Here is a 23,447-nt window from a genome sequence, read left to right as displayed (position 1 = left end):
GAGCCTGCGCTTGACTGGCACGCGCTCCCGTCAGCGCCAACGCCGATGCGCCGGCCAGAAACGAACGACGGTCCACTCCAGCTTTCAGATTTCCAATCATCACGCCCTCGCATTCGCCGGATTGACGGCACGTTGGCGTACCGAGGTCTCTCAGATATTTCCGCCGGGTAACAAATTGCATCAGGAAACCGACCGTTGACTTGCGCTGGCTCAACCGGCGACGGCCCGCGAGACGCTTCCGGCGTCCGTAACGATGCGATTAAGGCACCATCTCGTGCAGGCTGGCCCAAGCGCGCGGGAAATCGTCGCCAGACCCATGGTCTCGGGCAGACGATAGTCGATGAACACCGTAAGCCGGGAACCGGTGCCTTCCAGAGGGATATCGAACCCCATCCTGTACCAGGCGAGGATCAACAGGCGCGGTGAGCCCGTGGTCTCCCAGACCTTTCGGACCGGCGGAGCGCGCTCCGTAGCGGGAAACTAAGGGCGTGGCTCTTCAAGCGCCTAACGCACAGGGCAAGCAGTTTGCACTCCATTGGATTTGCTTCAGACGACGCGCAAGGTCCTAGAGATTCAGTGGCCAAAGTCTGCTTGGCTGGAACTCTCGCGCTCTGTAACGTAGGAAACACATCTCTATGATGTGAGACGCCCCATGGCCGATGAGTTCAAGCTGATCCCCTTCCCTCGCCTCAACTCCGAAGAGGGAGTAACGAACGCGGAGAAACTGTGGAAGGATCTCGACGGCCTGATGCATGCCGCTGCCCGCGCGGCCCAAACCACTGCCGCGGCTGAGCTCGATCCGAATCTGAAATTTCAAATGGTGAGCAAGCTGCGGAGTGTGGCTCAGGATACCTGCGAGCTGTGTTTGTCGCTGGCCGACGCGGTCGACGCGCCCGAGCAGGTGAAGCGCCGCCTTCAGGAAATCCTTGCCAGTCTTCGGCAGGATTGAAGCCAACGGAGGCCCTCAATTTCCATCGGCGCTAACGCCGGGGAGGAACGTCCAAGCCCCTGGCGGAATTGGGAGGCCTCGCCCGTGAGGTTGCCCGCAGACATGTCCGCCTCGCTTGTTGAAGCTGGCCGTGGCAAAGTGGACTGCGGCAGTGACGCTGCGTCACCTCTGTCACTTGCGGCCAACCCGCGTTGGTGATATGGTTGCCGATGGAAGAGTCAGGAGGCCGAAAGCTGGAGTGAATGACGAGTCAAAAGCGCAGATCACAGCGCAGGAAACTGGGCTATCCCGGCTACATCATGAGCCTCGATCATGCCCTGCTGGGTCCTTGCGCCGTCGTGGACATTTCCGAATCCGGGATGTTGATCACAGTCGATCCGGAGATCGTTCCCGATCAGTTTCTGATGCTTTTCACGGGTCCACGGGGTGGCGTCGTCAGGGCCTGCACACTCGTCCGTCGAGCAGAAACTGCTGTAGGGGTGACGTACCAAGCTGTCCAGGCGGCGGACGCAGTGACCTCCCTGGAAAAGCTCGCGGCCATGACCTCTCGCGTCAAAAACGAGACATGGAAACTGTCATAGATCTCGACCGCGATCGGCTTCATTCATGTGTAGCGTCTGGAGGGGAACGACTCGGAGCCCGGGTCGCGTATCACGGACCAGCGAAATGGGCTCCGCCTCAACGCGATTGCGACCGGCAAGTTTGGCGCGATATAGGCCGCGATCGGCGCGACGGAGAGCATCATTCAGATCCTCTGCCTCCGTTACCATCGTCCATCCAATGCTGCCGGTGACCGGGCGGCCGAGGCCACAATCGGCGGCCTCGATCGCGAGCCGCAGGGATTCGCAGCACACGGCAGCAACGGTGGGATGGCATGCAGGAAGAAGGACGACGAACTCCTCACCGCCCACTCGCGAGACAAAGCCGTTCCTTGGCCGGGCGCCCTCCAGTGCCCGCGAGACAGCCTGGATTGTCCGGTCGCCCGCGTCATGGCCCCACTGATCATTGACTGTCTTGAAGTGGTCGATATCGACAATCGCAAGGGCCAATGGATGCTCGTCGCGCCATCTCTTTTTCTTCGCCTCAAACTCCTGGTGCAAGGAGCGGCGATTGGGAAGTCCCGTGAGTGAATCCCGGAATGCTGCGTCGCGATTCTGCGAAACGACGGTCTGCAAGACATTTATCAGCAGGGTCAGGCCTACCGCGATCAGCAGAGCCCCCGTCGCCGATTGGGAAAGCATCGCATAGCGGCTGCTCAGGTAGTCGCCCGCGGTCAGCCCCGAGCCGAGATATGAGGCCGCGAACGGTTTGAGCAGGAAATGTCCGGCGATGACAGAGAAGATGATGGCCAGCGTGACGTCCAGGGCGGTGCGACGGCCATGGTGAATGACCGTAGCGGCACAAACTGCTGCCGCAATGGCAAAGGGAGTCTGATAGATGAACTCATAGATCAAGTCGTCGCGCCTGCCGCCCCAGATCGCGAGGCGTGCGACAAATCCAACAACCACGACCAGTCCCGCCGCGCGCCACCATGGCTCCTTCTTGTAGAAGATCGACAGCGCGGGGCCGACCAGCACAAGGGCGAGCAGGAAGCTGCCGTAGCTCAAGATCATGAATGCGGTGGGGTCGGCCGCGAGTGGCAGCACCAGCTCGGCCAGCGGGGTGAACATGCCCACCGCGTAGCTCAAGGCCAGCCACCGCACGCGGCGAAAGTCGGGATTGAGCTGTGCGATCATCAGGAAGCTGGCCGTGAACATGCCGGCTACCAGGATGTTCAGAACGATGGGGAGCGCAGCATTGGGCATGGGAAACCGAGGGCGCGTGTTTCCTCACTCTGCAAGCGAGGGGTGCTCCAGACCGTAAAGATCATGGAGCAACACGTCGAGTTCCCGGGGTCCGAAAGGCTTCTGGAGTGTGCGTACCCCGGACAGCTCCGCCAAGGCGGCTGTGTCGCCGGATACCAGCACGATCTTCACCTTGCTGCTGAAGGCCCGGAAAATTCGGGCCGTCGACAAACCGTCGAGGATCCCCATGTTGAGATCGATGAACACGAAGTCAGAGGGCGAGCGGGCGAATTTCTCGATACCGCTTATACCGTCAGGAGCTTCGTCGACCAGCACGCGGAACATCGACCGCTCGAAAATCCGCGTCATCAATCTTCGCGCGGTCCCGCTGTCGTCGATGAGCAGCGCCGTCGACGGGCTGCTGATCCTCTGAAACGCGTCCAGCACGCGGTGAACATCAGAGGTCTGCAGAGGCTTGCCTATGAACTCGTAAGCGCCGAGCGCCTTGGCCTCAGCTCGATCCACTGCCGTCTGGCTACCCGACACGACGACCACAAAGGTTCGCATGCCGCATTCGCGGGCCTGCGCCACCGCTTCGAGGCCGGATGATGTGCCCAGCGCAATGTCCACAAAAGCGATGTCGTACCGGTTAGAACCCAGTTCGGCGATGAGCTGGGAAGCGGTTGAAACCTCGACCACATCGGTCGGAAAGCGGTAGTCCGCGAGCGCGCGGCGCAGGTCGCGGCGACACCCTTCATTGTCTTCGGCAACCAGAACACTCCAATGGCTGTCGACGAACTGGATGTCGTCCAACGACAGGGGGCCTGGATCGGTCATGGCGTTCTGTCCCCAAAAATCACCTGTCAGCTGCCGATCTATAGCGCAACTGTGATTCACGATGCAAAAATGTGGATACGGCGATCGACCTTTTGCCCGCGAACCCATTGGTAACGGCTTCGAGGGATGCTCATCAATCTGCCAGGCTTGGAGCCCTCCCGGATGCAGCACCACTTTGATCAGAGCACGGACGACAACCGCATCCCAGACCAGCGAGCCGATGAGGCGCTGGAGAGAAAGATTGCTGCCGTCATGCAGATCGCAAACTCCTGCGATCGGGACGAACTCGATCCAACGACGAAACGCCAGATCCAGGAGTTGATATCGTTGATCGCATTGGCGTCGAGGGAGAATGATCTCAGGCTGGATTAGAACACCCGCGGAGCCTCAATTGAGTGCGTTACCACGAAGGGCCGCCAATCCGGCAGCAACCATCTCGTCGTGCGTGAGGCGGCCGGCTACGGCCGCGGCGAGGATGGCGAGGGCAATATCTGTTTCCTTATGGATCTGCCCGCTAACGCCAGCGGCGGCTGAGCATTCGGCGGCGGCCTTGCGCATAGCCTCCAATTGCTCGGCGGTAAAATCCCCTTTGAAGAACGGCATCGCGCATTCTCGATTGGTAGCCGCGGCTTCCGACACCACTAGGCTTCTTGGCGGATTGAGAGCGGATCTGCATCAACATTTTTGGGAAGTCACGCTTGACGCATATCCGGGAGAACTCGTCAATGTCCTCCACCGCCTGTTTCCGACTGAACGAATGGCTTCGTGACGCCCAAGCCATGGAGCAACGGGCTATCACGATGCTCAATGCGGTTAAACCTGCAGTCAATCCCTTCCGCCAGCACGTCCCGCCAGACGCGTCTTGCGCCAAAGGTGCGCGCTGAGCCGATGAAGCTCGCCCGTACCTTGGCGCCGATCTCCTCATCCTCCAAGGCTGCGCTGGCTGGGCTTCCGGCTTAGCGAGGGTTGGAAGCCCGACCGCGACACATCCAGCGCTTCGCAAAGCCATGCCGCCGGCCAGATCCCCCGGTGCTTCGCAATGAACGCGGACCTCATGCCACGTCGTTCGCGAAGTAGGCTACGGCCATTGTTGGGATGTCACGCTCCGCCTTGAGATTAGCGACCTCCCGCCACGGTTTCTCGATCTCGAGCTGCTCCGGCTTGATCTGACCATGACCCGGAAAGGCCTGGCAGGGATCGGACGCCAGCTCCCGCACCCACTTGCGCAGCACGTTCTCCTGCACGTCGAGATCGCGCGCTGCCTGAGCGACCGATACACCCCGCTCCTTGATCAGCCGAACCGCCTCAACTTTGAACCCCCGCGAAAACTTTCGTCGTTGCAACTCCCACCTCCGGCTTCATGAAACACCCATTCTCGGGGTCCACGAAACCTGCAGCAGACGAATGGCTCCATCCTACTTGGAAGTTGAAGCATCCGGCAAAACCGGGGCGGCTCACTGCGGCACTCGCGTTGATCCCTTCACCGGTGCTCACAATCCTCCCTTCAGCTCCATCAAGTCAAGCATCAAGCGGCGGGAGGTCTCCACTGCAATATCCCGCTCTTTCCTCATCTGGTCGCGCTCATCCCTGAGTTTTCGAAGCACGTCACTGGTAGAGGATGGCTTTTTGGGGAGACCGTCGGACGATTGAATCTCACGAAGTCTGGCAATAACCGATTCAATCGGAAACTTGTACAGGTAACTCCGAGCGTAGCCTGCTTCCTCCGCAAGCGATGTCATATCGATCTTGACCTGATTTCCCTCTTTAATGCGCCTCTGCACCAAGCGGTTGAGCGCCGTCATGAATATCATTTCAGCGCGCTCTCGTGACGCCGGCTTTTTTTTCCTGATCATCGTCAGCTCCGTTGAACCAGCTTAGCACAAGATCGCATGCCTCGATCCGTCGAGACAGGACGTATCTGAGATGATCATTGGGAAGGCGCCCTTCCTTCGCGTCGATAAGCTCGCTCTTCCTCCGTTCCCAGAATGGAAGGTGATGGGGTGCAACAGCGAAGTTCTTGCACGACCTGCAGAGGTCTGGTGTTCTTCGTCCAAAAGCGGGGGTGATCCGTGCTTCGTGGGCTAGGACGCAGCTCGCACCATCGGTCCGAAATACGCAGAAGCCGAAATGCGACTCGAACAGGCTGAGGCTGGTCCGCTTCGCCATCTCCGCGCAGTACGACCGCTTGCTCGCCTCGTCCAGATTACTGAGGCGTGGCCGGATTGATGCTGCGAGCCTAGACAATGCCTGTTCGACGGGTCCTGCCACGCGGAGCTCCCCGGAAATAACATCAGCGATGAATGAGCCTGCCTGTTCGATAGCCACATTGGTCCATTGATCCAACGTGCCGGGGTTGGGTTTTATGTAAGCTCTTTCCGTCGTTGCCATGGACAAATGCTGGAGGTGATTGCTTAAGGCGGGTAGCAGTTCCGGATTCATCCGGAACATGTACCTGGAAAATGACTTGCGCCACACCTGGGGGGTCACCACTTGTCCCAGGCTCAGATCGGTGCCAAGCGCCTCCTGGACCAAGTTAGCCTGGTGATCCCTCAGCAGGTCAGAATAGACCCCCGTTAAGTCCCACATTCTGTCGATGTGGACGAACAACTCGTCCTTAAAGTGAATGACGCGCCAGCTATGAAACAGTTGAGCAATCAGCGCGACGGCCTCGACCGGCGGCGGATAATAACTAGTGCCCACTGGCCGCAATCCGAAAACCCATTCAGCGGGTTCAGGAACATCCCTGTTCTTATAGATGCGTCCGTGTAGCCTGAAAATTTCGAACATGCCGTCACTGGTCAGAGACGTTGTGACACAGCCCAGCTCAATCGGACTGCAACCTTCAGGATGATCCACTTCAGATGAGTAGCGAAGCCCGGCGAGCTCCGATGGCCTAATCGCGATAAGCGCGTGAATGACGACGGCCGCGGCAGCAACGAGCCTGCTGACATGACCCCGGAAGGCCTTGGCCAGACCAGCATCCAAGCTTGCGCCCTCGCCGTGGAGAAACTCCCGCCAGCCTGCCTCTTCCAGAAGTTCGTCGTAGTCGGACAAACCCTCGGGGTCCCGCCTCTCGACAACGAGGTTCAACAGCTCGACCGTCCTACAAGCGGCCTTCGAGCTAACGAGCGAGTACGCGTGATTGACTACCCTCGCAAAAATAGGGTCGGGAAGTTCGCGCACCGATCCAGGGGCGACAAGCGCCATCCGCTCCGCGAATGTGATCGGTGTTATACCTCCAAACGGATCTTCTTCCGCGGGGGCTGGCAGTCCCACCCCCTCGAGCGCTTGTCTTGCGTGATGGATTACACTGATAATGGATAGGTAGCTAACGATACCCCCTCTCGTCCTTGGGCGCCGATCGTGCTTATAATTCCATTCCTTGCAATTCTTCGTCTCTTCTTGCGCGTCTGATCCTTCGGCCATCCACTCTGTCAGCGACCGTCTGTACAGCGCGATAATCTCAGGGGTGACGCAGGAAAAGTCGCGGTAGCCATTTATATTCATCCACCTGACAAAGAAGAACAATTTATTGTGGATGTTTTTGATAGAATTGTATTTGGGCGCGCTCTTCGACGGCGGCGAAGCTAGCCAGCACCAAATGATCCGCCGGCAGCTATCGAGAAGGTCAACGTTTGCTGGGTCTGTCAGTAACGAACCGTTGCCTATCGGCGCCCGCCAGTCGATGCGGTATGAGGCATTTGCCAGCCCCGGCGTCTCCTGCGGAAAACTCCACCGCAACCCGTTCCACCGACTGCCTCCGGGCAAGCGGGCGTTTTGCAACTCATCGATCGTCCAGTTCTGAAATTGGGTTAGTGCGGTTCGGTTAGTCATGAAGAAAGTCCGCATCAAGGGGTTTTCGAACCGTCCGGATCCTCGACGCCGCAGCGAGCACCTCAATGTGAAAACGCGGCAGCCAGACACTTTCGAGGGCGTCGAGCTGCTGACGCCAAAAAATAACCCGTCGGGGATCGGCGTCCTGGCGACCTATCCAAGTCCTGATCGCATCCGACAACAAAACAAGATCACAGGCAGACGACGGGAGCGAAACGTCGACGCAAGCCTGCGGACAAGTCGGACAGGATCCGTAGGCCGCACACATGCCCGGTAGCTGCAAAAGATCTTCTGGTGGCCGGTACGGATCGAGACACGCGAACCCAGGGGTTGCCCCCGAGAGGGTTGCCATTGGTCGATCCCGCGAGTCTCTTCGCATGTCGGTCCGCGCATCGCGGAGCCTTCGCTCCATCGCTTCGCCGAGCATCTCCTGCCTCGGACCTTTTGTATGGTCCCGGCTATAATCTTCCGTTGTGCCCGAACCACGATGGCCCATAACGCGCTGCACGGTTGGGACATCGTCTCCAGAAACAGCAAACGCGAGATTAGAGAAGCTGGCCCGCATAGTCCGCAAAGTGAGGCCCTCTATGCCGGCTCGTCTCCCGAAGTCCGCAAGCATGCGATTTTCGGCGCCATTCTTCTGTGGGTCGAACGGACGCACACGCCCCTGACCGGCCCCCATCGTCCTTTCAAACAAGAAAAGACTATCCTTGTCCTGAGGGAGGGCCCGTTCTCGTGCCAGGGAAGTGACAAACTCAATCTTCTTCAGAAGCCAAGGCCCCGAAAATGGACTTTCGCTCTTGGCAAATGCAGCGAACGGCTGCCTGATGGAGCGTAGCTTAGTACCGTAGACTTCCACATTGTCTTCAGTTTCGCGGATATCCGAGATCTTCAGAGTGCGAAGAGTGCTTGGGTTAAACCCCGTCCGAAACGCTAAGAGGAGCTCAAATGCCTGCAGATCCTCCACAAACGGGCCCGGGAAGAGTTGTCCTCTATGTTCGCGCCGGGAAATAACCTCATTAATCTCTGCTCTTGCCAAACGCTCAAGGTCTGCCGCCTCCACCGGTGTCAGGCCCTGATCCGCGTTACCCCTCTGATTCCTTCCCGATGTCCACCGTTCCGGCGGCCACGGAATCTTGGACTTCAACACAGGGCCCTGGGCCGCTAAATCCTCGACGAGAGTCAACGTGCGCTTAATGGTTGACCATACTCCGCGCTTAGTGGCTTTCTGTCCATCCCCTGCACTGATACTTTCAGCAATTGCCGCTAAATGCGATCTACTGAGATCGTTCAGGCCTGTGATGTCGGGGTGTGCTTCCAAATACCGGAGCAAAGGCTGGATATTTGTGAGTGCGGCATGGATGGACCCTGGCACCAAACGGGCGGCATCGGAACGGAAAGCGGCTGCGATCTGCTCCTGCAGCGGACCAAGCTGTTCGATCTTATCGATCCTGCGGCCATTCCGCGCGGCCTGGGGTTCAGCTTTAGGGCGATCATCGGAATATGGGATCGAAAACCGGGTCCCGACGGTTTTGCCGTCATATACGGCAAGCTGCATCGCGCCAACCATCAGCCGGTCGGCCAATCGGACGCACTTCCGCCGATACTGCGCTTCGCGCCCCAACTTTTCCAGCTTGTCCTTAAACTCCTTGACCATAATCGAACTGAGCTGGTCAGCATTTTCGAGAAGACTTTCAGGATCAGTCTCTTCGAGATATTTAACAAAGACCCTTATCAGGGGAATATCAAGCACTGGGAATTGGCATTCTCCATTGCTGCATTTTGCTTCGAGCGCGCGCGTTAGATATTGCCCAAACTCGCCGCGCGTTGCCAAACGCTGAAGAGTGGTGGCCACTGCCCCACTCCGGGGGTCATGCAACGGACGACGCATGCCAATAGGTCCAACATCGTAACCATCCGCCCTTGCTAAGTTTTGAGCTAGATTAACGATGGCAACGCACGAATTCCGTCTATGGTCGAGCGTCGTTTGGCTAAGACGAACAGCTCTGATTGATTCGTCGTAAAGCCCCACTAATTCGTCTCCAAGAAACGACGCATCCCGCGATGCGAAGTCCTGGAGCGCCACATACCGGAGGAATGCGAATACCCCGATTCGCATCTTGGCAGGCAGGAAACGAGAATCCGAAGATGGAAGTGAGAGAGCCCTACCGAGGTAAAGGCCGGTCTGACCCTTTTCTGCCAGGCCAAGTTCGCTCAGCAGACTTGAAGCTGATAGGCCCACTTTATTGGCTCCCCGACAAAATACCTTCAATGGCCTCGAACTGCGCGCCCCTCAATCTCACTTCGTCCTCCGCTATTGCGGATCCATAAATCTCTTTTGTCGTAGATACGCTTCCATGACCAAGATTGTCAGCAATGGCGCGCCAGATCTGATCCGATGCCAAGCCGCACGACTTATAGTGTCGGTAAGCCATCATCACGTATGTATGTCTCGTGTGATGAAATGTGTGCTTCGAAACGTCTACAGTAATGGCCTCACCGGTTCGAGAATTGAAACGGACTATTGATCGTGTATGCCCGCACGCCATCTGAGCCACCGCTATCATTTCGCACGCCCGTCGCTGCTGGAACGCCTTCCCTATCGAATGCTTCTTCGCGTTGAAGCCGTTAAGGAACAGGGCGTTCGGCTCTCTGTATCCCGGCACACTGCCACGAGCCGCTTGAACAATCTTCTGTCGCTCGCCGTTTGTGTATGAAATCAACTTTTCTTTAAGGTACGCAGGAATGAAGATTGTTCGACCCGTCGCGTCCGTTCTGCGTCCCTTGGCTCTTGTCAAGACCAGCGCTGCGCCGTCCCCGTCGGGCGCCCATCCCACTACCTGCCGAAACTGCAGACTTAGGATCTCGTCCAACCTTGCCCCCGTAACGAAGCCCATCAATGTGATCAGCCAATTGCGTTTGACAACCGGGTCGCGACTGTTGCCCCGATCGTTCTCCAGATACTTGAGTACGGATGTCATCTCTTCGCGAGAGAACGGAATGACTTTCTGTCGATGCTGACCTCGGGGTCTCGACGACCGAGGCAGGGGTATGCTGAAGGGCTCGGGGCGGGGAAGAGGCGCGCTTAGCCATCGTTCGAAGTGAAGGGCGACGTCGACCCGGCCAATGATAGTCGCACGTGCGAGGGGGCGGCTCGTACGGACTGAAAGGGCCTCGTCCAGCGAACGCCTGTATTTCAGAATCAATCGACCAGGCTGTTCAGCCGCCTGGGCGTCTTTGAACCGCAGCCAGGCGAGTAGCTGTTCGCATCGCGTCAACAGCGTTTTCGCGCTGAGTTGGTTCTGGGCATAGCGGTGAATGAACTGCAGCGCCTCCAAGTGTGGGCTCTGCGAACATGTCTCGACAATGTAGGGGTACGACAGGTTGGTGTCTGTCGCCCGGGGTCCAACTGTCGTGGTCAGCGACGGAGGTAATCGAACGGGACCGGCGATTCTGTATGCCATCGCAGCGTTCCCTGTTCCCGGGCGGCTACGCTAGGGAACGCGTATTTTCGGCGCTATGCAAGCGATTTCAAAGTGATGGTCGATACGTGGGAACAGTGCTGTATAGCGTGCTAGGGTGCCCACTTGCCAACGACTGTTCTCTATTTCGCCCCGATGGCGGGCAAATAATGCCGTTTTACCTCAAGAGGGGACACAATAGGATTGTAGCTCCTAATGGAATAGGGCATGGGGGCCATGCCATATTTGCGCGAATGCCAGCGGCGCTCGAGGCGCTGCGGCCGGTAGGAGCCGTTGGGCGTGTTGTAGCCGGCGCGTCCCGTCGAGACCGCCCAGGTGTGGCGATGCTCGCCGTCGACGATGACGCGCATGGTCTGGGTCGTCTTGTCGACCCGAACGACAATGGAAGCGGAGGCCCCGGTCGTCCACAGGAAAAGGCCGACGAAAAGAGCGGCCAGGCCATGGAATGCACGCATGGATTTCCCCTCCGACGCGAGACCAACAGAGCTTCCCTGACGGGCCGCTTTCCACTGATTCCCAAAGTGCGGCGGCATGTAAAGAGGGGCGACGGCGTCAACCTTAAGGCGGGCTGGCGCGGTTACGTGCATTCCTCTTCGGCAGACCGGTTCCTTTTCCGCAGACCGGGCCGACCTGCGGCAAAGGACCACCGCGGCGCACAGGAATGGTTAATGGCATCGTGACTAGGGTGAGGGCCGACGATTCACGGGACCAGACCATGACCCGCCCCCTTCTCATCACCGCACTGCTGATTGCCGGCATTGCCGGCGCCGGTGCGCAGACGCCAGGCACCGTCAATCCGCGGCCTTTGCCGCCGCTGGCCAATCCCAACGATCCGAACCTGCCCGCGAAGGAACTCTTCGGCCGCGCGACGACCGGTGCGCCGATGCAGGCACGCGCCTTCGGCTTCTATTCGCGCGGCTGCGTCGCCGGCGCCGTCGCGCTGCCCGTCAATGGCGAGACCTGGCAGGTGATGCGGCTGTCACGCAACCGGATGTGGGGACACCCGGACATGATGACCTTCCTCGAGCGTTTCGCCCGCAAAGTGCCACAGGTGTCGCGCTGGCCGGGTATCCTCGTCGGCGACATATCGCAGCCCCGCGGAGGCCCGATGCTGACCGGTCATGCCTCGCATCAGATCGGCCTCGACGCCGACATCTGGCTGACGCCCATGCCACGGCGGCGGCTGACCACCGAGGAGCGCGAGATGACCTCGGCGGTGAACATGGTGCGCGCCGACCGGCGCGACATCGATCCGGCGGTCTGGACGGCCGACCATCTCAACGTGATCAAGGCCGCCGCCCAGGACCCGGTGGTGGAACGGGTGCTGGTCAATGCCGCCATCAAGAAGGCACTGTGCCGCGAGGCGGGAACCGACCGCTCCTGGCTGTCACGGGTCCGGCCGGTGCCCGGCCACAATTTCCACATGCACATCCGGATCCGCTGCCCGACGGGCAGCCCCGGCTGCCGGCCGCAGGACCCGCCACCACCCCATGACGGTTGCGGGGCCGACCTCGACTGGTGGTTTACCGACGCGGTGCTGAACCCGCGCCCGAACCCCGACTGGCGCCCGCCGCCGCCGGTGACCCTGTCGGGACTGCCGGAGGCCTGCCGCGAAGTGCTCGTCGCGCGGTAGGGTCCGGTTTCGACCGGCGCGCGACGGCCCTATTCCGCAGGAACGGGCGCCGGCTGCGCCACCGGACGTTCCTTGATCGGGATGTTGATCAGGCCCGAGCCGATGCAGAACAGGATGCTCAGGTACCACATGACCTCGTAGGAGCCGGTGCGCTCGTACATGACGCCGCCGAGCCAGGCGCCGAGGAAGCCGCCGACCTGATGGGAGAAGAAGACGAAGCCGTAGAGCATCGCCATGTAGCGGGTGCCGAACATCAGCGCGACGAGCCCGGAGGTCGGCGGCACGGTGGAGAGCCAGAGAAGGCCCATCAGCGCGGCGAAGACGAGGGCGAGCGCCGTGCTCGGCGGGAAGACGAAGAGCAGGATCACCGCCGCGCCGCGCGAAAAATAGATCCAGACCAGCAGCCAGCGCTTCGACATGCGCGCGGACAGCCAGCCGGCGCCGAGCGAACCGACGATGTTGAACAGGCCGATCAGCGCCAGGGCGACCCCCGCGACCCAGGCCTCGATGTTCAGGTCCTTCAGATAGGTCGGGTAATGCGTGGTGATGAAGGCGAGCTGGAAGCCGCAGGTGAAGAAGCCGATGACGAGATAGACATAGCTCGGATGGGCGAAGGCCTGTTTCAGCGTCGCGGCGATGCTCATCTCGGCGCCCGTGCCCTGGCCGACGCCCGATGAAGGGCGGGTCGCCAGCGCGAAGGCCAAGGGTATGATCAGCACCGGCACGCAGGAGAAGATGAGCAGCGCCGCCTTCCAGCCGACGAGATCCATGAGGAAGGGCGTCAGCGGCGCAAAGACGAACTGGCCGAAGGAGGAGGCGGCCGTCCCCATGCCCATGGCGGAGGCGCGGCGGCTTTCGGGAAGCAGCTTGGCGAAACAGGCGAGCACGAGATTGAAGGACACGCCGGCAAGGCCGAGGCCGACGAGCGTGCCCGACAGGACATGCATGGCGAGCGGCGGCAAGGGCAAAACCATGCAGGCAAGGCCAAGCCCGTACATGATCGCACCGGCCCAGAAGACCCTGAGCGTGCCGAAGCGGTCGGCAATGGCGCCTGCAAAGGGCTGGCCGACGCCCCACATCAGGTTCTGGATGGCGATGGTCAGCGAGAGGATGTCGCGCGTCCAGCCGTTCTCGGTGGAGACCGGCATGAGGAACATGCCGACGACGGACCGCGGCCCGAAGGAGAGCAAGCCGATCAGACAACCACAGAGGATGATGACGAAGGGCGTCCGCCAGCTATCCGATTGATGGGGTGTAGTCGTTGCGGTCATCGGGGGAGCTCCGGCCCTGCATCGTGCAGGTACACGTCCGGCACTCTAGAGCCGGCGTGGTGCCGACGGTAGCCAAAAGCCGTGATGGCTCCCATACCATTTCCCGATGACGCGGGTATCGGTGGAGGCCGGTCCAGGACGGACGCCGGGTCAACTTTCGCCGGGTGCTGTCCGGGCCAGTTGCGCCTGCGGCCCCGATCCCCAGTTGCGCGGCCGATAGAAGACATGGACCCCGATCTGCTGAAGCCGGTTCATCGAACGCGCCCACCAGGGCCGCACATAGGTGGCGTGGTAATGGGTGGCGTGACCGACGTCGGGCAGCCAGATGCGCCCGGCCATCATGTCCCGGGCGATGGTGGTGGCACGGGTCCAGGGACCCGCCTCGGTCGGTACCAGGCTGCGGCGGCCTTCGCAGGCGAAGGTGAACTGGCAGGCGAGATAGCGATGGGCGTTCTGGTAGACGACGCCGCAGACGTCGCGGGGATAGAAGCCGGAGACAGCGCGGTTCAGAACCACCTGGGCGACCGCCATCTGGCCCCGCTCGGGTTCCGACCGCGCCTCCCAGTAGATCGCTTCGGCCAGGCAGCGCTCGGCGCGGGCATGGGCGGAGCCCGTCAGCGCGAGGGCAAGGGCGGGATGGGTGACGGATCCGCCGCGCGTCGGGACGCGCTCCTCGATGGGCGCGTCGCGGTGCGGTGCGATCGGCTGCGCGAGCAGGCGGGCGAGCAGCGAATCCGGGCGGTCGCCGCGGGTGTCGGTGGCGAAGGGCCCGAGGACGGGATCGAAACCCGGCACGGCGTCGTGGGTTGCGGTGACGCGGAAGGGCGCGCTTTCGAGCGGCATGGAGGGCGCACCGAAACCGGCGCCAGCACGGGCGATCGGCCCCTCCCCGCCAATGGCGATGCCGGCCTTGTCCTCGTCGAGGGTGGCGGCGAAGCGGCGACCCTCGAGCACCTCCTCCTCCACCAGGTCCACGGGCGGCCCCGTCAGTCCGAACCGCGCGGCCGGGGCACGGTCGTCGAGGGTGATGGACGGCGCGACAGCCGCCAGTTGCAGGCCGCCGATGGCGAGCGGCGAATGTTCGGTGTCCGAGCCCTCGCCCGGGAGGACGGGCGTGAAGCGGGCGGTTTCCGAAAGGTCGGCCGGGGGTGCGAGGATGGAGGGATCGTTCTGAAGCGATCCGATGCTCAGCCGCAGCTTCGGGCGCGCGAGCAAAAGGTCACCCTTCGCCTCGCGGTTGGGCATGGGATAGATGACGGCACGGTCCATGCCGGCCCCGAGCGCAGGCCCAGGACGCGGCCCGGCGCGGCGCAGATCGTCCGTCGGCGCCATGGGCAGGCTGGCCATGACGAGGCGCGGCGCTTCAGGCTCGCGGAGGATCGGGCGGCTGAAGACGAAGCCGGCGACGGTCGTCGAGGGACGCACGAGACTGGCGACATGACGACGCCAGGTCTGGTCGACGCCGGCGCGGAGCGCCATGTGGCTGACGAGATCCTGATAGGCGACGGGCTGGGAGGAGAGCAGGAGAAAGGACGCCGCCATGCCCGGAACCAGCACGGCCGCCTTGATCGAGGGCGACGAAGGCCAACGCAACGCACGCATAGGCACGCACTCCACGCAAACGCAACACGAACGCCACAAGGCGGATGCCGACGAGCACACGCCACCCGAACAGGCCGCAACCGCACAGCACGGTCATCGACCGCTAACCTTATCGCCCAGGTAACGTTGAGAGCGGGTTAATGGCGCGCCGATTCAGGCGAGACGCGCCTTCAGGCGGCCGGCGAGCCAATGCTCGCGACCGAAGGGGCCGGAGGCGTGGGGCGCCGCTTCACGGGCGACGAGGGCGAGACCGGCGGTGCCGAAACGCGTCCGCAGCGCCTCCTCGACCCAGAGCCGTTCCTGGGCGGCGCGGCGGGCCGCCAGGCGCCCGGCGTGCTGCCAGGTGCGATGGGCGGCGAGTGCCGACGCAAGGGCATCGAGGCCCTCCCCGGTCGCCGCGGAGACCAGAACCACCGGTGCGTTCCAGGCGCCGGCCTCACGCGCCGCAAGGGTCAGGGCTCCCTCGACATCCGCCTTGGCGCGCTGCGCCGGCGCACCCATGTCTGCCTTGGTGACAACGATCACGTCGGGCAGCTCCATGACGCCGGCCTTCATGAACTGCAGGCTGTCGCCGGACCCCGGCTGGATGCAGAGCACGACAGTGTCGGCCACCATGGCCACGTCGGCCTCCGACTGGCCGATACCGACGCTCTCGACCAGAACCCGGTCGAAGACGGCGCGCATGACGACCATGGCCGCCACCGTCTGGTCGGACAGGCCGCCGAGCCGGTCGCGCGCCGCCATGGAACGCACGAAGACGCCGCGGTCCGACGGATCGGTGGAGATGCGGGCCCGGTCGCCGAGGAGAGCCCCTCCGGTGCGGCGCGAGGAGGGATCAACGGCGATGACGCCGACCGTGTCGCCGGCCCTGCGCCAACCGGAGACAAGGGCATTGGTCAGGGTCGACTTGCCGACGCCGGGCGGGCCGGTGAGCCCCAGGGTCGCGCCGCGGGTCGCGCGGCAGGCTTCGTCGAGGAAGCGCGCGAGTTCCTCGCTGCCCGCATGGGTCTCGATGGCAGCGAGGGCCGCGGCCAGCGCACGCTTGCCGCCGGCCCGCACGGCCTCGACCGAGACGGGAACCATCGCGCTCACCCCAGGAGAGCCGTCGTGGCGACATGGACGAGGCCGCCGGCGACGAACCCGCCAGGCCGCCAAGCCATCGGCAAAGCCCCTTCGACCCGGCCCCGCATGGCGAGGACATTGACGCCGATATCGAAGACCAGGGCCACACCGAGCAGCCACATCAGCCCTGGGATGGCCTGGACCAAGGCCGGTTCGGCCTTGAAGACGAAGGCCAAGACGGCGCCCGCGACCAGCATGACGGCGACGAAGATCAGGCCGGGCAGCGGCAGGTTCGGGCGGGTTGCGTCAGTCATCAGGTCTCGGCGGTATTGCGGCGCGGCAGGCGCAGCCTCGCACAAGGGCAGCGTCCCGCCAACCGCGACGAAGGTGCCGCCCGGCCTCAGGCCTGCCCCGCCGCCGCCTTGCCGAGGGCCGCCTGCGCCGCCGCGAGGCGGGCGATGGGCACGCGGAAGGGCGAACAGGAGACGTAGTCGAGCCCCACCATCTCGCAGAAGTGGATGGAGGCGGGGTCGCCACCATGCTCGCCGCAGATGCCGAGCTTGATGTCGGGCCGCGTCCTGCGGCCACGCTCGGCGGCGATCTGGACGAGCTCGCCAACGCCGTCCTGGTCGAGGGAGACGAAGGGATCGACCGCGATGATGCCCTTGGCGAGATAGGGATTGAGGAAGCTCGCCGCGTCATCGCGGGAAATCCCGAAGGTCGTCTGCGTCAGGTCGTTGGTGCCGAAGGAGAAGAACTCAGCGCTCTCGGCGATCCTGCCGGCCTGGAGGGCGGCACGCGGCAGTTCGATCATGGTGCCGACGATATAGTCGAGGGCGGCGCCCGTCTCCTTGATGACGGCCTCGGCCATGGCCACGATGCGCGCCTTGACCAGGTCGAGTTCGGCCTTGGTGGCGACCAGGGGGACCATCACCTCGGGCACCACGGGCTTGCCGCTCTTCTGTCCGGCAATCACCGCCGCCTCGAAGATGGCGCGCGCCTGCATCTCGGCGATCTCGGGATAGGCGACGGCGAGGCGGCAGCCGCGGAAGCCGAGCATCGGGTTGACCTCCTGCAGATCTTCGGCGCGCGCCTTGAGTTTCTTCGGATCGGCACCCATGGCGGCGGCGACCTCAGCGATCTCGGCGTCGGTATGGGGCAGGAACTCGTGCAGCGGCGGGTCGAGCAGGCGAATCGTGACCGGCAGGCCGGCCATGATCTCGAACAGCTCGACAAAGTCGGAGCGCTGCATCGGCAAGAGCTTGCCGAGCGCGGCGCGACGCCCCTTCTCGTCGTCTGCGAGGATCATCTCGCGCATGGCGACGATCCGCTCCTCATCGAAGAACATGTGCTCGGTGCGGCAGAGACCGATCCCCTCGGCGCCGAACTCCACCGCGGCGCGGGCATCGGCGGGGGTCTCGGCATTGGTGCGCACCTTGAGGCGGCGGAACCCGTCTGCCCAGCCCATCAGCGTGGCGAACTCTCCGGAAAGCTCCGGCTGCAGCATGGCCACCTCACCGAGCAGGACCTGGCCGGTCGAGCCGTCGATGGTGATGACGTCGCCCTTCTTCAGCACCTTGCCGGCGATCGACACGGTCTGCGCAGCATAGTCGACGCGCAAGGTGCCGGCGCCGGAGACGCAGGGCTTGCCCATGCCGCGGGCGACAACGGCCGCATGGCTGGTCATGCCGCCGCGGGTGGTGAGGATGCCCTCGGCCGCATGCATGCCGTGGATATCCTCCGGGCTCGTCTCGACACGCACGAGGATGACCTTGTGGCCGCCGGCCTTCATCGCCTCGGCCTCGTCGGAGTTGAAGACGATCTCACCCTGGGCGGCACCGGGCGAGGCCGGCAGGCCGGTGGCGAGCACCCGGCGCTCGGCCTTGGGATCGATGGTCGGATGCAGCAACTGGTCAAGGGAGCCGGGCTCCACGCGCGAGACCGCTTCCTCACGCGTCAGCACGCCCTCGTTCGCCAGTTCGACGGCAATCCTGAGGCTCGCCTTCGCGGTCCTCTTGCCGTTGCGGGTCTGCAGCATCCAGAGCTTGCCGCGCTCGACGGTGAATTCGAGATCCTGCATGTCGCGGTAATGTTTCTCCAGCGTCGCCGCCACGGCGATGAACTGCTGGTAGACATCCGGCAGGGCCGTCTCCATGGACGGCTTGTCGGAGCCGGCCGCGATCCGCGCGACCTCGGTGATGTTCTGCGGCGTGCGGATGCCGGCGACGACGTCCTCGCCCTGGGCATTGATGAGGAACTCGCCGTAGAGTTCCTTGGCGCCGGTGGAGGGATTGCGGGTGAAGGCGACGCCGGTGGCGGAGGTCTCGCCCATATTGCCGAAGACCATGGCCTGGACATTCACCGCCGTGCCCCAGCTTTCCGGGATCGCATGGAGGCGGCGATAGGTGATGGCACGCTGGTTCATCCAGGACGAGAAGACGGCGCCCACGGCGCCCCAGAGCTGCTCGCGTGGGTCCTGGGGGAAGGGACTGCCGGTCTCCTCCTCGACACGCCGCTTGTATTCACCGACCAGATGCTTCCAGTCCTCGGCGGTGAGGTCGGTGTCGAGGGTCAGGCCCTTGCGCTCCTTGTAGATCTCCAGGATGTCCTCGAAATTGTGGTGGTCTACGTCGAGGACGACGTTCGAATACATCTGGATGAAGCGGCGGTAGCTGTCATAGGCGAAGCGTTCGTCGCCCGAGCCGCGGCCGAGGGCGGCAACGGTCAGGTCGTTGAGGCCGAGGTTGAGGATGGTGTCCATCATGCCCGGCATGGAGGCGCGGGCGCCCGACCGGACGGAGACGAGCAACGGATTGGCAGGATCACCGAAGACCTTGCCGGTGAGGGCGCCGATCTGGGCGAGGCCGGCCTCGACCTGGGCCGGGAGTTCCGCCGGATAGGAACGACCGTTGGCGTAATACCAGATGCAGGCTTCCGTGGTGACGGTGAAGCCGGGGGGAACGGGCAGACCCATATTGGACATTTCCGCGAGATTGGCGCCCTTGCCCCCCAAGAGGTCGCGCATGCTCGACTGACCCTCGGCCTTGCCGTCGCCGAAGGTGAAGACCCATTGCGTCATGGTCGCATTCCCGGACTTGTCATGCGCTGCATCGACACCGGACGGGCCCGATTGCTGCGGCGCGTTTCTTTAGGCGCTTTCACGGCTTCATTTCAACCGCGACCCCATTCATCCGGTCGGAAGGGCGCTTTCATGACGCTGCGATGAAGGCTGGATGAATGCAGTGCGGCACGATTATACTGCATTGCAAGAGGATTGTTGCCCCGTGATCAGCGTCATCATTCCCACCCACAACGACGAACGGCGCCTGGTGCCGACGCTCGCCTGTCTCGTCTCGGGAGCAGCGGACGGACTCATCATCGAGGCAATGATCGCCGATGGCGGCTCGCAGGATGGGACCGAGGCGGTGGCCGATGTCGCAGGGTGCCGGTTCCTGGTCGGTCCGGTCGATCGTGGCGCCCGGCTCGCCGCCGCGTCGGGGATGGCCAGGGCGCCCTGGCTGATGTTCATCCGTCCGGGTGTGGTGCTGGACGAGGGCTGGATCCGCGAAGTTCACGGCTTTCTGGAAATGGTGACCCGCCGCCAGGAAACCGATCGGCGGGCGGCCGCCTTCGCCCTGGGCGTCGATGATTACGGCCTGGCGGCGAAGGCCGGGCTGGCGGGGGCGCAACTGGCCTTTCTCCTTGGCCGCGGGGCCGACCCGCATCAGGGACTGCTCCTGTCGCGCAACCATTATCAGGCACTCGGCGGGCACCGTCCCGGCATGGACAGCGAGAGAGCCCTGAGCCGGCGGCTGGGACGCCGCCGGCTGACCACCTTGCGCTGCCGGGCCACACGCATCGGCGGGTAGCAGGGGCCGTGAAACCGGCCGAATCGACATCGGAATACCGGGTCATCCGCGACGATGCGGACGACCGGCCGTTTACGGTACGTTATCGAAAAGGGAGGCATCCTCTTACCTCTCAGGTTGGTCATCGATAACCATGCTTCCCTCCCTTGAAAATCCCGTCGAACAGGTTCTCGCCGCGGTGGAGCAGCTGCCGCCGGCGGCGCAGCAGGCGCTGGTGACTGGCATCCTCGGCCAGTTCGGGCCTGATCGCCCCCGCCCCTCGGCCAAGGCCCAGGAAAGGCTCGACCGGATCGTCGCCCACCTGCTGCCGCCCATGCCGATCGACCGGCGCGTCTATTTCGCCCGTGCCTTCGGCGCCCTCGATCTGGACATGCCCCGCACCTTTGCGGCCATCGACAGGGACGAGGAACTGGTCGCGGAGATTTCCCTCGGCCATGTCACGCCCGAACCCGCCACCATCCTCAACCTCGGCAAGCAGCGGCGTTTCGTCGACACGCGGATCATGGCGGACCGCGAGGATCTGTGCGGCGAGGCCGCCGAGGCACTGGCCGAGGTGGGGGATGCGCGCACCGTGCGCACGCTCGCGGAAAACCGGTTCGTGACGCTGTCGCCCAAGGCCATGTCGCGAATGGTGACGCGCGCCTCCCACGATCCGCAACTGCAGCAGCAATTGTGCAACCGGCCGGAACTCGGACCTGAGGAGGCACTGCGCCTTGCGCTGGTGGTGCCGGACAACCTCAAGGCCTCGCTGTTCGAGCGGCTGGACTGCGATGCCGTTCGGGAGGCGCAGAAACTCGCCTCCGAGGCGATTATCGCCAAAGTCAGGCGCATTCGCCTGCACGGGGACTGCATGGACAGCGCCGATGAATTGCGCCGGCAGGTCAAGGACGGCAGCAAGTCGCTCGCGGAGGCCTTGACGCTGCTGGCGGCGACCGACCAGGTCATCCCCGCGGTCGAAATGCTCGGCGTCACCCTCGATATCAAGCGGGAGGCGCTGATCAGCGCCCTGGCGCGTGGGCGGATCGAGCCCTTCGAGGCCATGGCCCGCGCCGTCGCCCTCGACGAGAACGTCTTCGCCTCCCTCGTCGGGTCGTTCTGCCGCCGCTGGCGAAAACCGGCGCCCGATCCGCGCGGTCTGCTGCGCCGCTACCGGATGCTGACCGACAAGGAGATCGATGCGGAACTGGGGTTGTTGCGGGGCCATACGCCGAAGCGTCCCCAGGCCCGCGCCCAGACCGCCGAGCGCTTGTCGATCCCCGCCCCGCTCGGCTGACACGCCCGGCGCCGCATTGACGGGCGTGGCAGCGGCCACCATGTCGGCTGGAGGGACGCGCAGGCCAGTCCGCCGCGCGCAGGAACGCCATGACAGCCACACGCCTCCTGATCCTCGCCGCCGGACTGATGGGGGCCACGGGCGTGGCGTTCGCCGCCCTCGCCAGCCACGCCTATGCCGGCACCAGCCTCGCGGTGGCAGCGACCATGCTGTCGCTGCACGCCCCGGCGATCATCGCGGTCGCGATCGGTCGGAAGGCAAACCTCCTCCATGATCCGGTTTCGCGCATCGCCGCCTGGGGGCTCGCAGCGGGGACCGTGCTGTTCAGCGGCGACATCGCCATGCGCGTCTTCGCCGGCACGGGCCTGTTTCCCATGGCGGCACCCCTCGGCGGCATGGCGATGATCGCCGCCTGGGCCGGGGTGGCCCTGGCTGGAGCGCTGGGCGGCCGGCGGGCGGTCTGAACCGACGGCGCCTGCGGCCGCTGCACGGATGCCCAGCGCCGCTGCCGCTGTTTTGTGCAGAACGCCAATGCTAGCCTCGGGCTTCCTCCGGCAGGCAGGCGCCCGTGCAGCAGCTTTCCCACGACCGTTCCCGCTCTCCCGCCTCCGACATCGACGGACGGGCGGCCTGGATCCGCCTCGCCGTGGCCCTGGCTCTCGGCACGATCGGCGGCGTCGGCATGTGGTCCGTCGTCGTGGTCATGCCCGCCGTCCAGGCGGATTTCGGGGTCGGCCGGGGCGAGGCCGCCCTGCCCTACACGCTGGCCATGCTGGGCTTTGCCGGCGGCGGCGTGCTGATGGGCCGGATCTCCGACCGCTTCGGCATCATGATACCGGTCATTGGCGGCAGCTTCCTGCTCGGGGCGGGCTATGCTGTCGCGGCCATCGCCCCTTCGATCATCGTCTTCGCCCTCGTCCACGGCGTACTGATCGGGCTCGGATCGGCGGCGGTCTTCGGACCCCTCCTTGCCCATGTCTCGTTCTGGTTCGACCGGCGGCGCGGCATTGCCGTGGCCATTGCCGCCTCAGGCAATTATCTCGCCGGCGCCGTCTGGCCGCAGATCGTGCGGTTCACTCTCGACAGCGTCGGCTGGCGCACGACGCATCTCATCATCGCCGTCACCGTCATCGTGCTCATGGTGCCTTTGGCGCTTCTGCTCCGCCGCAAGCCGCCGGTTGCCGAGATCGGGACGGTCAGCCTGGCGCGCTCGGCGAGCCCCGCAGCCCTCGGGCTCTCGCCCAACATGCTGATGGTCCTGCTCGCCATCGCCGGCATTTCCTGCTGCGTGGCCATGGCCATGCCGCAGGTCCATATCGTCGCCTATTGCGCCGATCTCGGCTACGGCGTGGCACGCGGCTCGGAAATGCTGTCACTGATGCTCGCCTTCGGCATTATCAGCCGCGTCGCCTCGGGCTTCGTCGCGGACCGCATCGGCGGGCTGGCGACGCTGCTCCTCGGCTCGACCCTGCAGGGGCTCGCCCTCGTCCTGTTCCTGACCTCGGACGGCCTGACGTCGCTCTACATCTTCTCGATCCTGTTCGGCCTGTTCCAGGGTGGGATCGTGCCGAGCTACGCCATCATCGTCCGGGAATATTTCGCGCCGAGCGAGGCGGGGACCCGCGTCGGCATCGCGTTGATGGCGACCTTGCTGGGCATGGCCTTCGGCGGCTGGATCTCGGGTGTCATCTTCGACATCACCCAGTCCTATCAGGCCGCGTTCATCAACGGCATCCTGTGGAACCTGGTGAACCTCGCAATCGTCGGTTGGCTCCTGCTGCGACGTGAAAGGCTGGCGCGGGCCTGAGGTTGTCGACGCGCGCCTGTCGACGCGGCATCCTGCAGCGCCGG

General features: G+C 63.6%; 22 protein-coding genes and 1 pseudogene. 8 read left to right on the top strand and 15 right to left on the bottom strand.

Annotation, left to right across the window (positions count from 1 at the left end; all coding sequences use genetic code 11):
- Nucleotides 1-214: hypothetical protein (locus Q0C57_RS12845; RefSeq protein ID WP_296576824.1), on the bottom strand; the 214-nt coding region annotated here is incomplete at its 3' end.
- A gap of 438 nt (nt 215-652) precedes the next feature.
- On the opposite strand from Q0C57_RS12845, the gene Q0C57_RS12840 reads away from it, so the two are divergent.
- A complete protein-coding gene (locus tag Q0C57_RS12840; RefSeq protein ID WP_296576823.1) occupies nt 653-949 on the top strand; it encodes a hypothetical protein in 297 nt (98 codons plus the stop codon).
- A gap of 242 nt (nt 950-1,191) precedes the next feature.
- Complete coding sequence (locus Q0C57_RS21135) at nt 1,192-1,530, top strand: PilZ domain-containing protein (protein WP_366937829.1); 339 nt, start codon at nt 1,192-1,194, stop codon at nt 1,528-1,530.
- On the opposite strand, the gene Q0C57_RS12835 is transcribed toward Q0C57_RS21135, so the two are convergent.
- Entirely contained in the window at nt 1,525-2,754 is a 1,230-nt protein-coding gene (locus tag Q0C57_RS12835) for a diguanylate cyclase (RefSeq protein WP_296576822.1), read from the bottom strand. The genes Q0C57_RS21135 and Q0C57_RS12835 overlap by 6 nt on opposite strands.
- A gap of 24 nt (nt 2,755-2,778) precedes the next feature.
- A complete protein-coding gene (locus Q0C57_RS12830) occupies nt 2,779-3,570 on the bottom strand; it encodes a response regulator (RefSeq protein WP_296576821.1) in 792 nt (263 codons plus the stop codon).
- A 126-nt stretch (nt 3,571-3,696) separates the two neighbouring features.
- On the opposite strand from Q0C57_RS12830, the gene Q0C57_RS12825 reads away from it, so the two are divergent.
- Nucleotides 3,697-3,942 carry a hypothetical protein gene (locus Q0C57_RS12825; RefSeq protein WP_296576820.1) on the top strand — a complete coding sequence of 82 codons (246 nt, stop codon included), beginning with the start codon at nt 3,697-3,699 and terminating at the stop codon, nt 3,940-3,942.
- A gap of 15 nt (nt 3,943-3,957) precedes the next feature.
- Here Q0C57_RS12825 and Q0C57_RS12820 read toward each other — a convergent pair whose 3' ends face one another.
- The 7 genes and pseudogenes from Q0C57_RS12820 to Q0C57_RS12790 all read right to left on the bottom strand — a co-directional run bounded on the left by Q0C57_RS12820 (nt 3,958) and on the right by Q0C57_RS12790 (nt 11,341).
- Nucleotides 3,958-4,173 carry a hypothetical protein gene (locus Q0C57_RS12820; protein ID WP_296576819.1) on the bottom strand — a complete coding sequence of 72 codons (216 nt, stop codon included), beginning with the start codon at nt 4,171-4,173 and terminating at the stop codon, nt 3,958-3,960.
- Nucleotides 4,174-4,373: 200 nt separating this feature from the next.
- Nucleotides 4,374-4,913 (bottom strand): annotated as a pseudogene (locus Q0C57_RS12815) (transposase); the annotation flags it as partial.
- Nucleotides 4,914-5,060: 147 nt separating this feature from the next.
- Nucleotides 5,061-5,372: a hypothetical protein gene (locus Q0C57_RS12810; RefSeq protein WP_296576818.1), complete on the bottom strand. Its 312-nt coding sequence runs from the start codon at nt 5,370-5,372 to the stop codon at nt 5,061-5,063.
- Nucleotides 5,373-5,382: 10 nt separating this feature from the next.
- Nucleotides 5,383-7,404 carry a hypothetical protein gene (locus Q0C57_RS12805; protein WP_296576817.1) on the bottom strand — a complete coding sequence of 674 codons (2,022 nt, stop codon included), beginning with the start codon at nt 7,402-7,404 and terminating at the stop codon, nt 5,383-5,385.
- A complete protein-coding gene (locus Q0C57_RS12800; RefSeq protein ID WP_296576816.1) occupies nt 7,397-9,259 on the bottom strand; it encodes a hypothetical protein in 1,863 nt (620 codons plus the stop codon). Before Q0C57_RS12800 ends, Q0C57_RS12805 begins: the two co-directional genes overlap by 8 nt.
- Nucleotides 9,260-9,647: 388 nt before the next feature.
- The gene (locus Q0C57_RS12795; protein ID WP_296576815.1) at nt 9,648-10,742 is read right to left on the bottom strand and encodes a site-specific integrase; all 1,095 of its coding nucleotides are present in this window, start codon (nt 10,740-10,742) and stop codon (nt 9,648-9,650) included.
- A 266-nt stretch (nt 10,743-11,008) separates the two neighbouring features.
- On the bottom strand, nt 11,009-11,341 hold the full coding sequence (locus Q0C57_RS12790; protein WP_296576814.1) for a L,D-transpeptidase: 333 nt from the start codon (nt 11,339-11,341) through the stop codon (nt 11,009-11,011).
- 260 nt (nt 11,342-11,601) lie between these two features.
- On the opposite strand from Q0C57_RS12790, the gene mepA reads away from it, so the two are divergent.
- Nucleotides 11,602-12,519, top strand: coding sequence for a penicillin-insensitive murein endopeptidase (gene mepA / locus Q0C57_RS12785; protein ID WP_296576813.1), 918 nt, complete (start codon nt 11,602-11,604; stop codon nt 12,517-12,519).
- Between the two features lie 29 nt (nt 12,520-12,548).
- Here mepA and Q0C57_RS12780 read toward each other — a convergent pair whose 3' ends face one another.
- From Q0C57_RS12780 to ppdK, 5 genes are all read right to left on the bottom strand, one after another.
- Complete coding sequence (locus Q0C57_RS12780; protein ID WP_296576812.1) at nt 12,549-13,790, bottom strand: MFS transporter; 1,242 nt, start codon at nt 13,788-13,790, stop codon at nt 12,549-12,551.
- Nucleotides 13,791-13,940: 150 nt separating this feature from the next.
- A complete protein-coding gene (locus tag Q0C57_RS12775) occupies nt 13,941-15,392 on the bottom strand; it encodes a cell wall hydrolase (RefSeq protein ID WP_296576811.1) in 1,452 nt (483 codons plus the stop codon).
- A 153-nt stretch (nt 15,393-15,545) separates the two neighbouring features.
- The gene (locus Q0C57_RS12770; protein ID WP_296576810.1) at nt 15,546-16,475 is read right to left on the bottom strand and encodes a methylmalonyl Co-A mutase-associated GTPase MeaB; all 930 of its coding nucleotides are present in this window, start codon (nt 16,473-16,475) and stop codon (nt 15,546-15,548) included.
- Nucleotides 16,476-16,480: 5 nt separating this feature from the next.
- A complete protein-coding gene (locus tag Q0C57_RS12765; RefSeq protein WP_296576809.1) occupies nt 16,481-16,768 on the bottom strand; it encodes a hypothetical protein in 288 nt (95 codons plus the stop codon).
- A gap of 86 nt (nt 16,769-16,854) precedes the next feature.
- On the bottom strand, nt 16,855-19,533 hold the full coding sequence (gene ppdK, locus Q0C57_RS12760; protein ID WP_296576808.1) for a pyruvate, phosphate dikinase: 2,679 nt from the start codon (nt 19,531-19,533) through the stop codon (nt 16,855-16,857).
- 205 nt (nt 19,534-19,738) lie between these two features.
- Here ppdK and Q0C57_RS12755 point away from each other — a divergent pair, with 205 nt between their 5' ends.
- The 4 genes from Q0C57_RS12755 (at nt 19,739) to Q0C57_RS12740 (ending at nt 23,403) form a co-directional block, all read left to right on the top strand.
- Nucleotides 19,739-20,323 (top strand): glycosyltransferase, encoded by a 585-nt coding sequence (locus Q0C57_RS12755; protein ID WP_296576807.1) that lies wholly within the window; start codon nt 19,739-19,741, stop codon nt 20,321-20,323.
- Nucleotides 20,324-20,456: 133 nt separating this feature from the next.
- Complete coding sequence (locus Q0C57_RS12750) at nt 20,457-21,596, top strand: DUF2336 domain-containing protein (protein WP_296576806.1); 1,140 nt, start codon at nt 20,457-20,459, stop codon at nt 21,594-21,596.
- An 89-nt stretch (nt 21,597-21,685) separates the two neighbouring features.
- Nucleotides 21,686-22,060, top strand: coding sequence for a DUF423 domain-containing protein (locus Q0C57_RS12745; protein WP_296576805.1), 375 nt, complete (start codon nt 21,686-21,688; stop codon nt 22,058-22,060).
- Between the two features lie 104 nt (nt 22,061-22,164).
- Nucleotides 22,165-23,403, top strand: a complete 1,239-nt coding sequence (locus Q0C57_RS12740; RefSeq protein WP_296576804.1) for an MFS transporter — start codon at nt 22,165-22,167, stop codon at nt 23,401-23,403.
- The last annotated feature ends 44 nt before the right edge of the window (nt 23,404-23,447 follow it).

This window comes from Phreatobacter sp. (assembly GCF_022843985.1).
Taxonomy (GTDB): Bacteria; Pseudomonadota; Alphaproteobacteria; order Rhizobiales; family Phreatobacteraceae; genus Phreatobacter.
The sequence above is the reverse complement of the archived record's forward strand: the minus strand, read 5'-3'. Positions and strand labels throughout refer to the sequence as shown.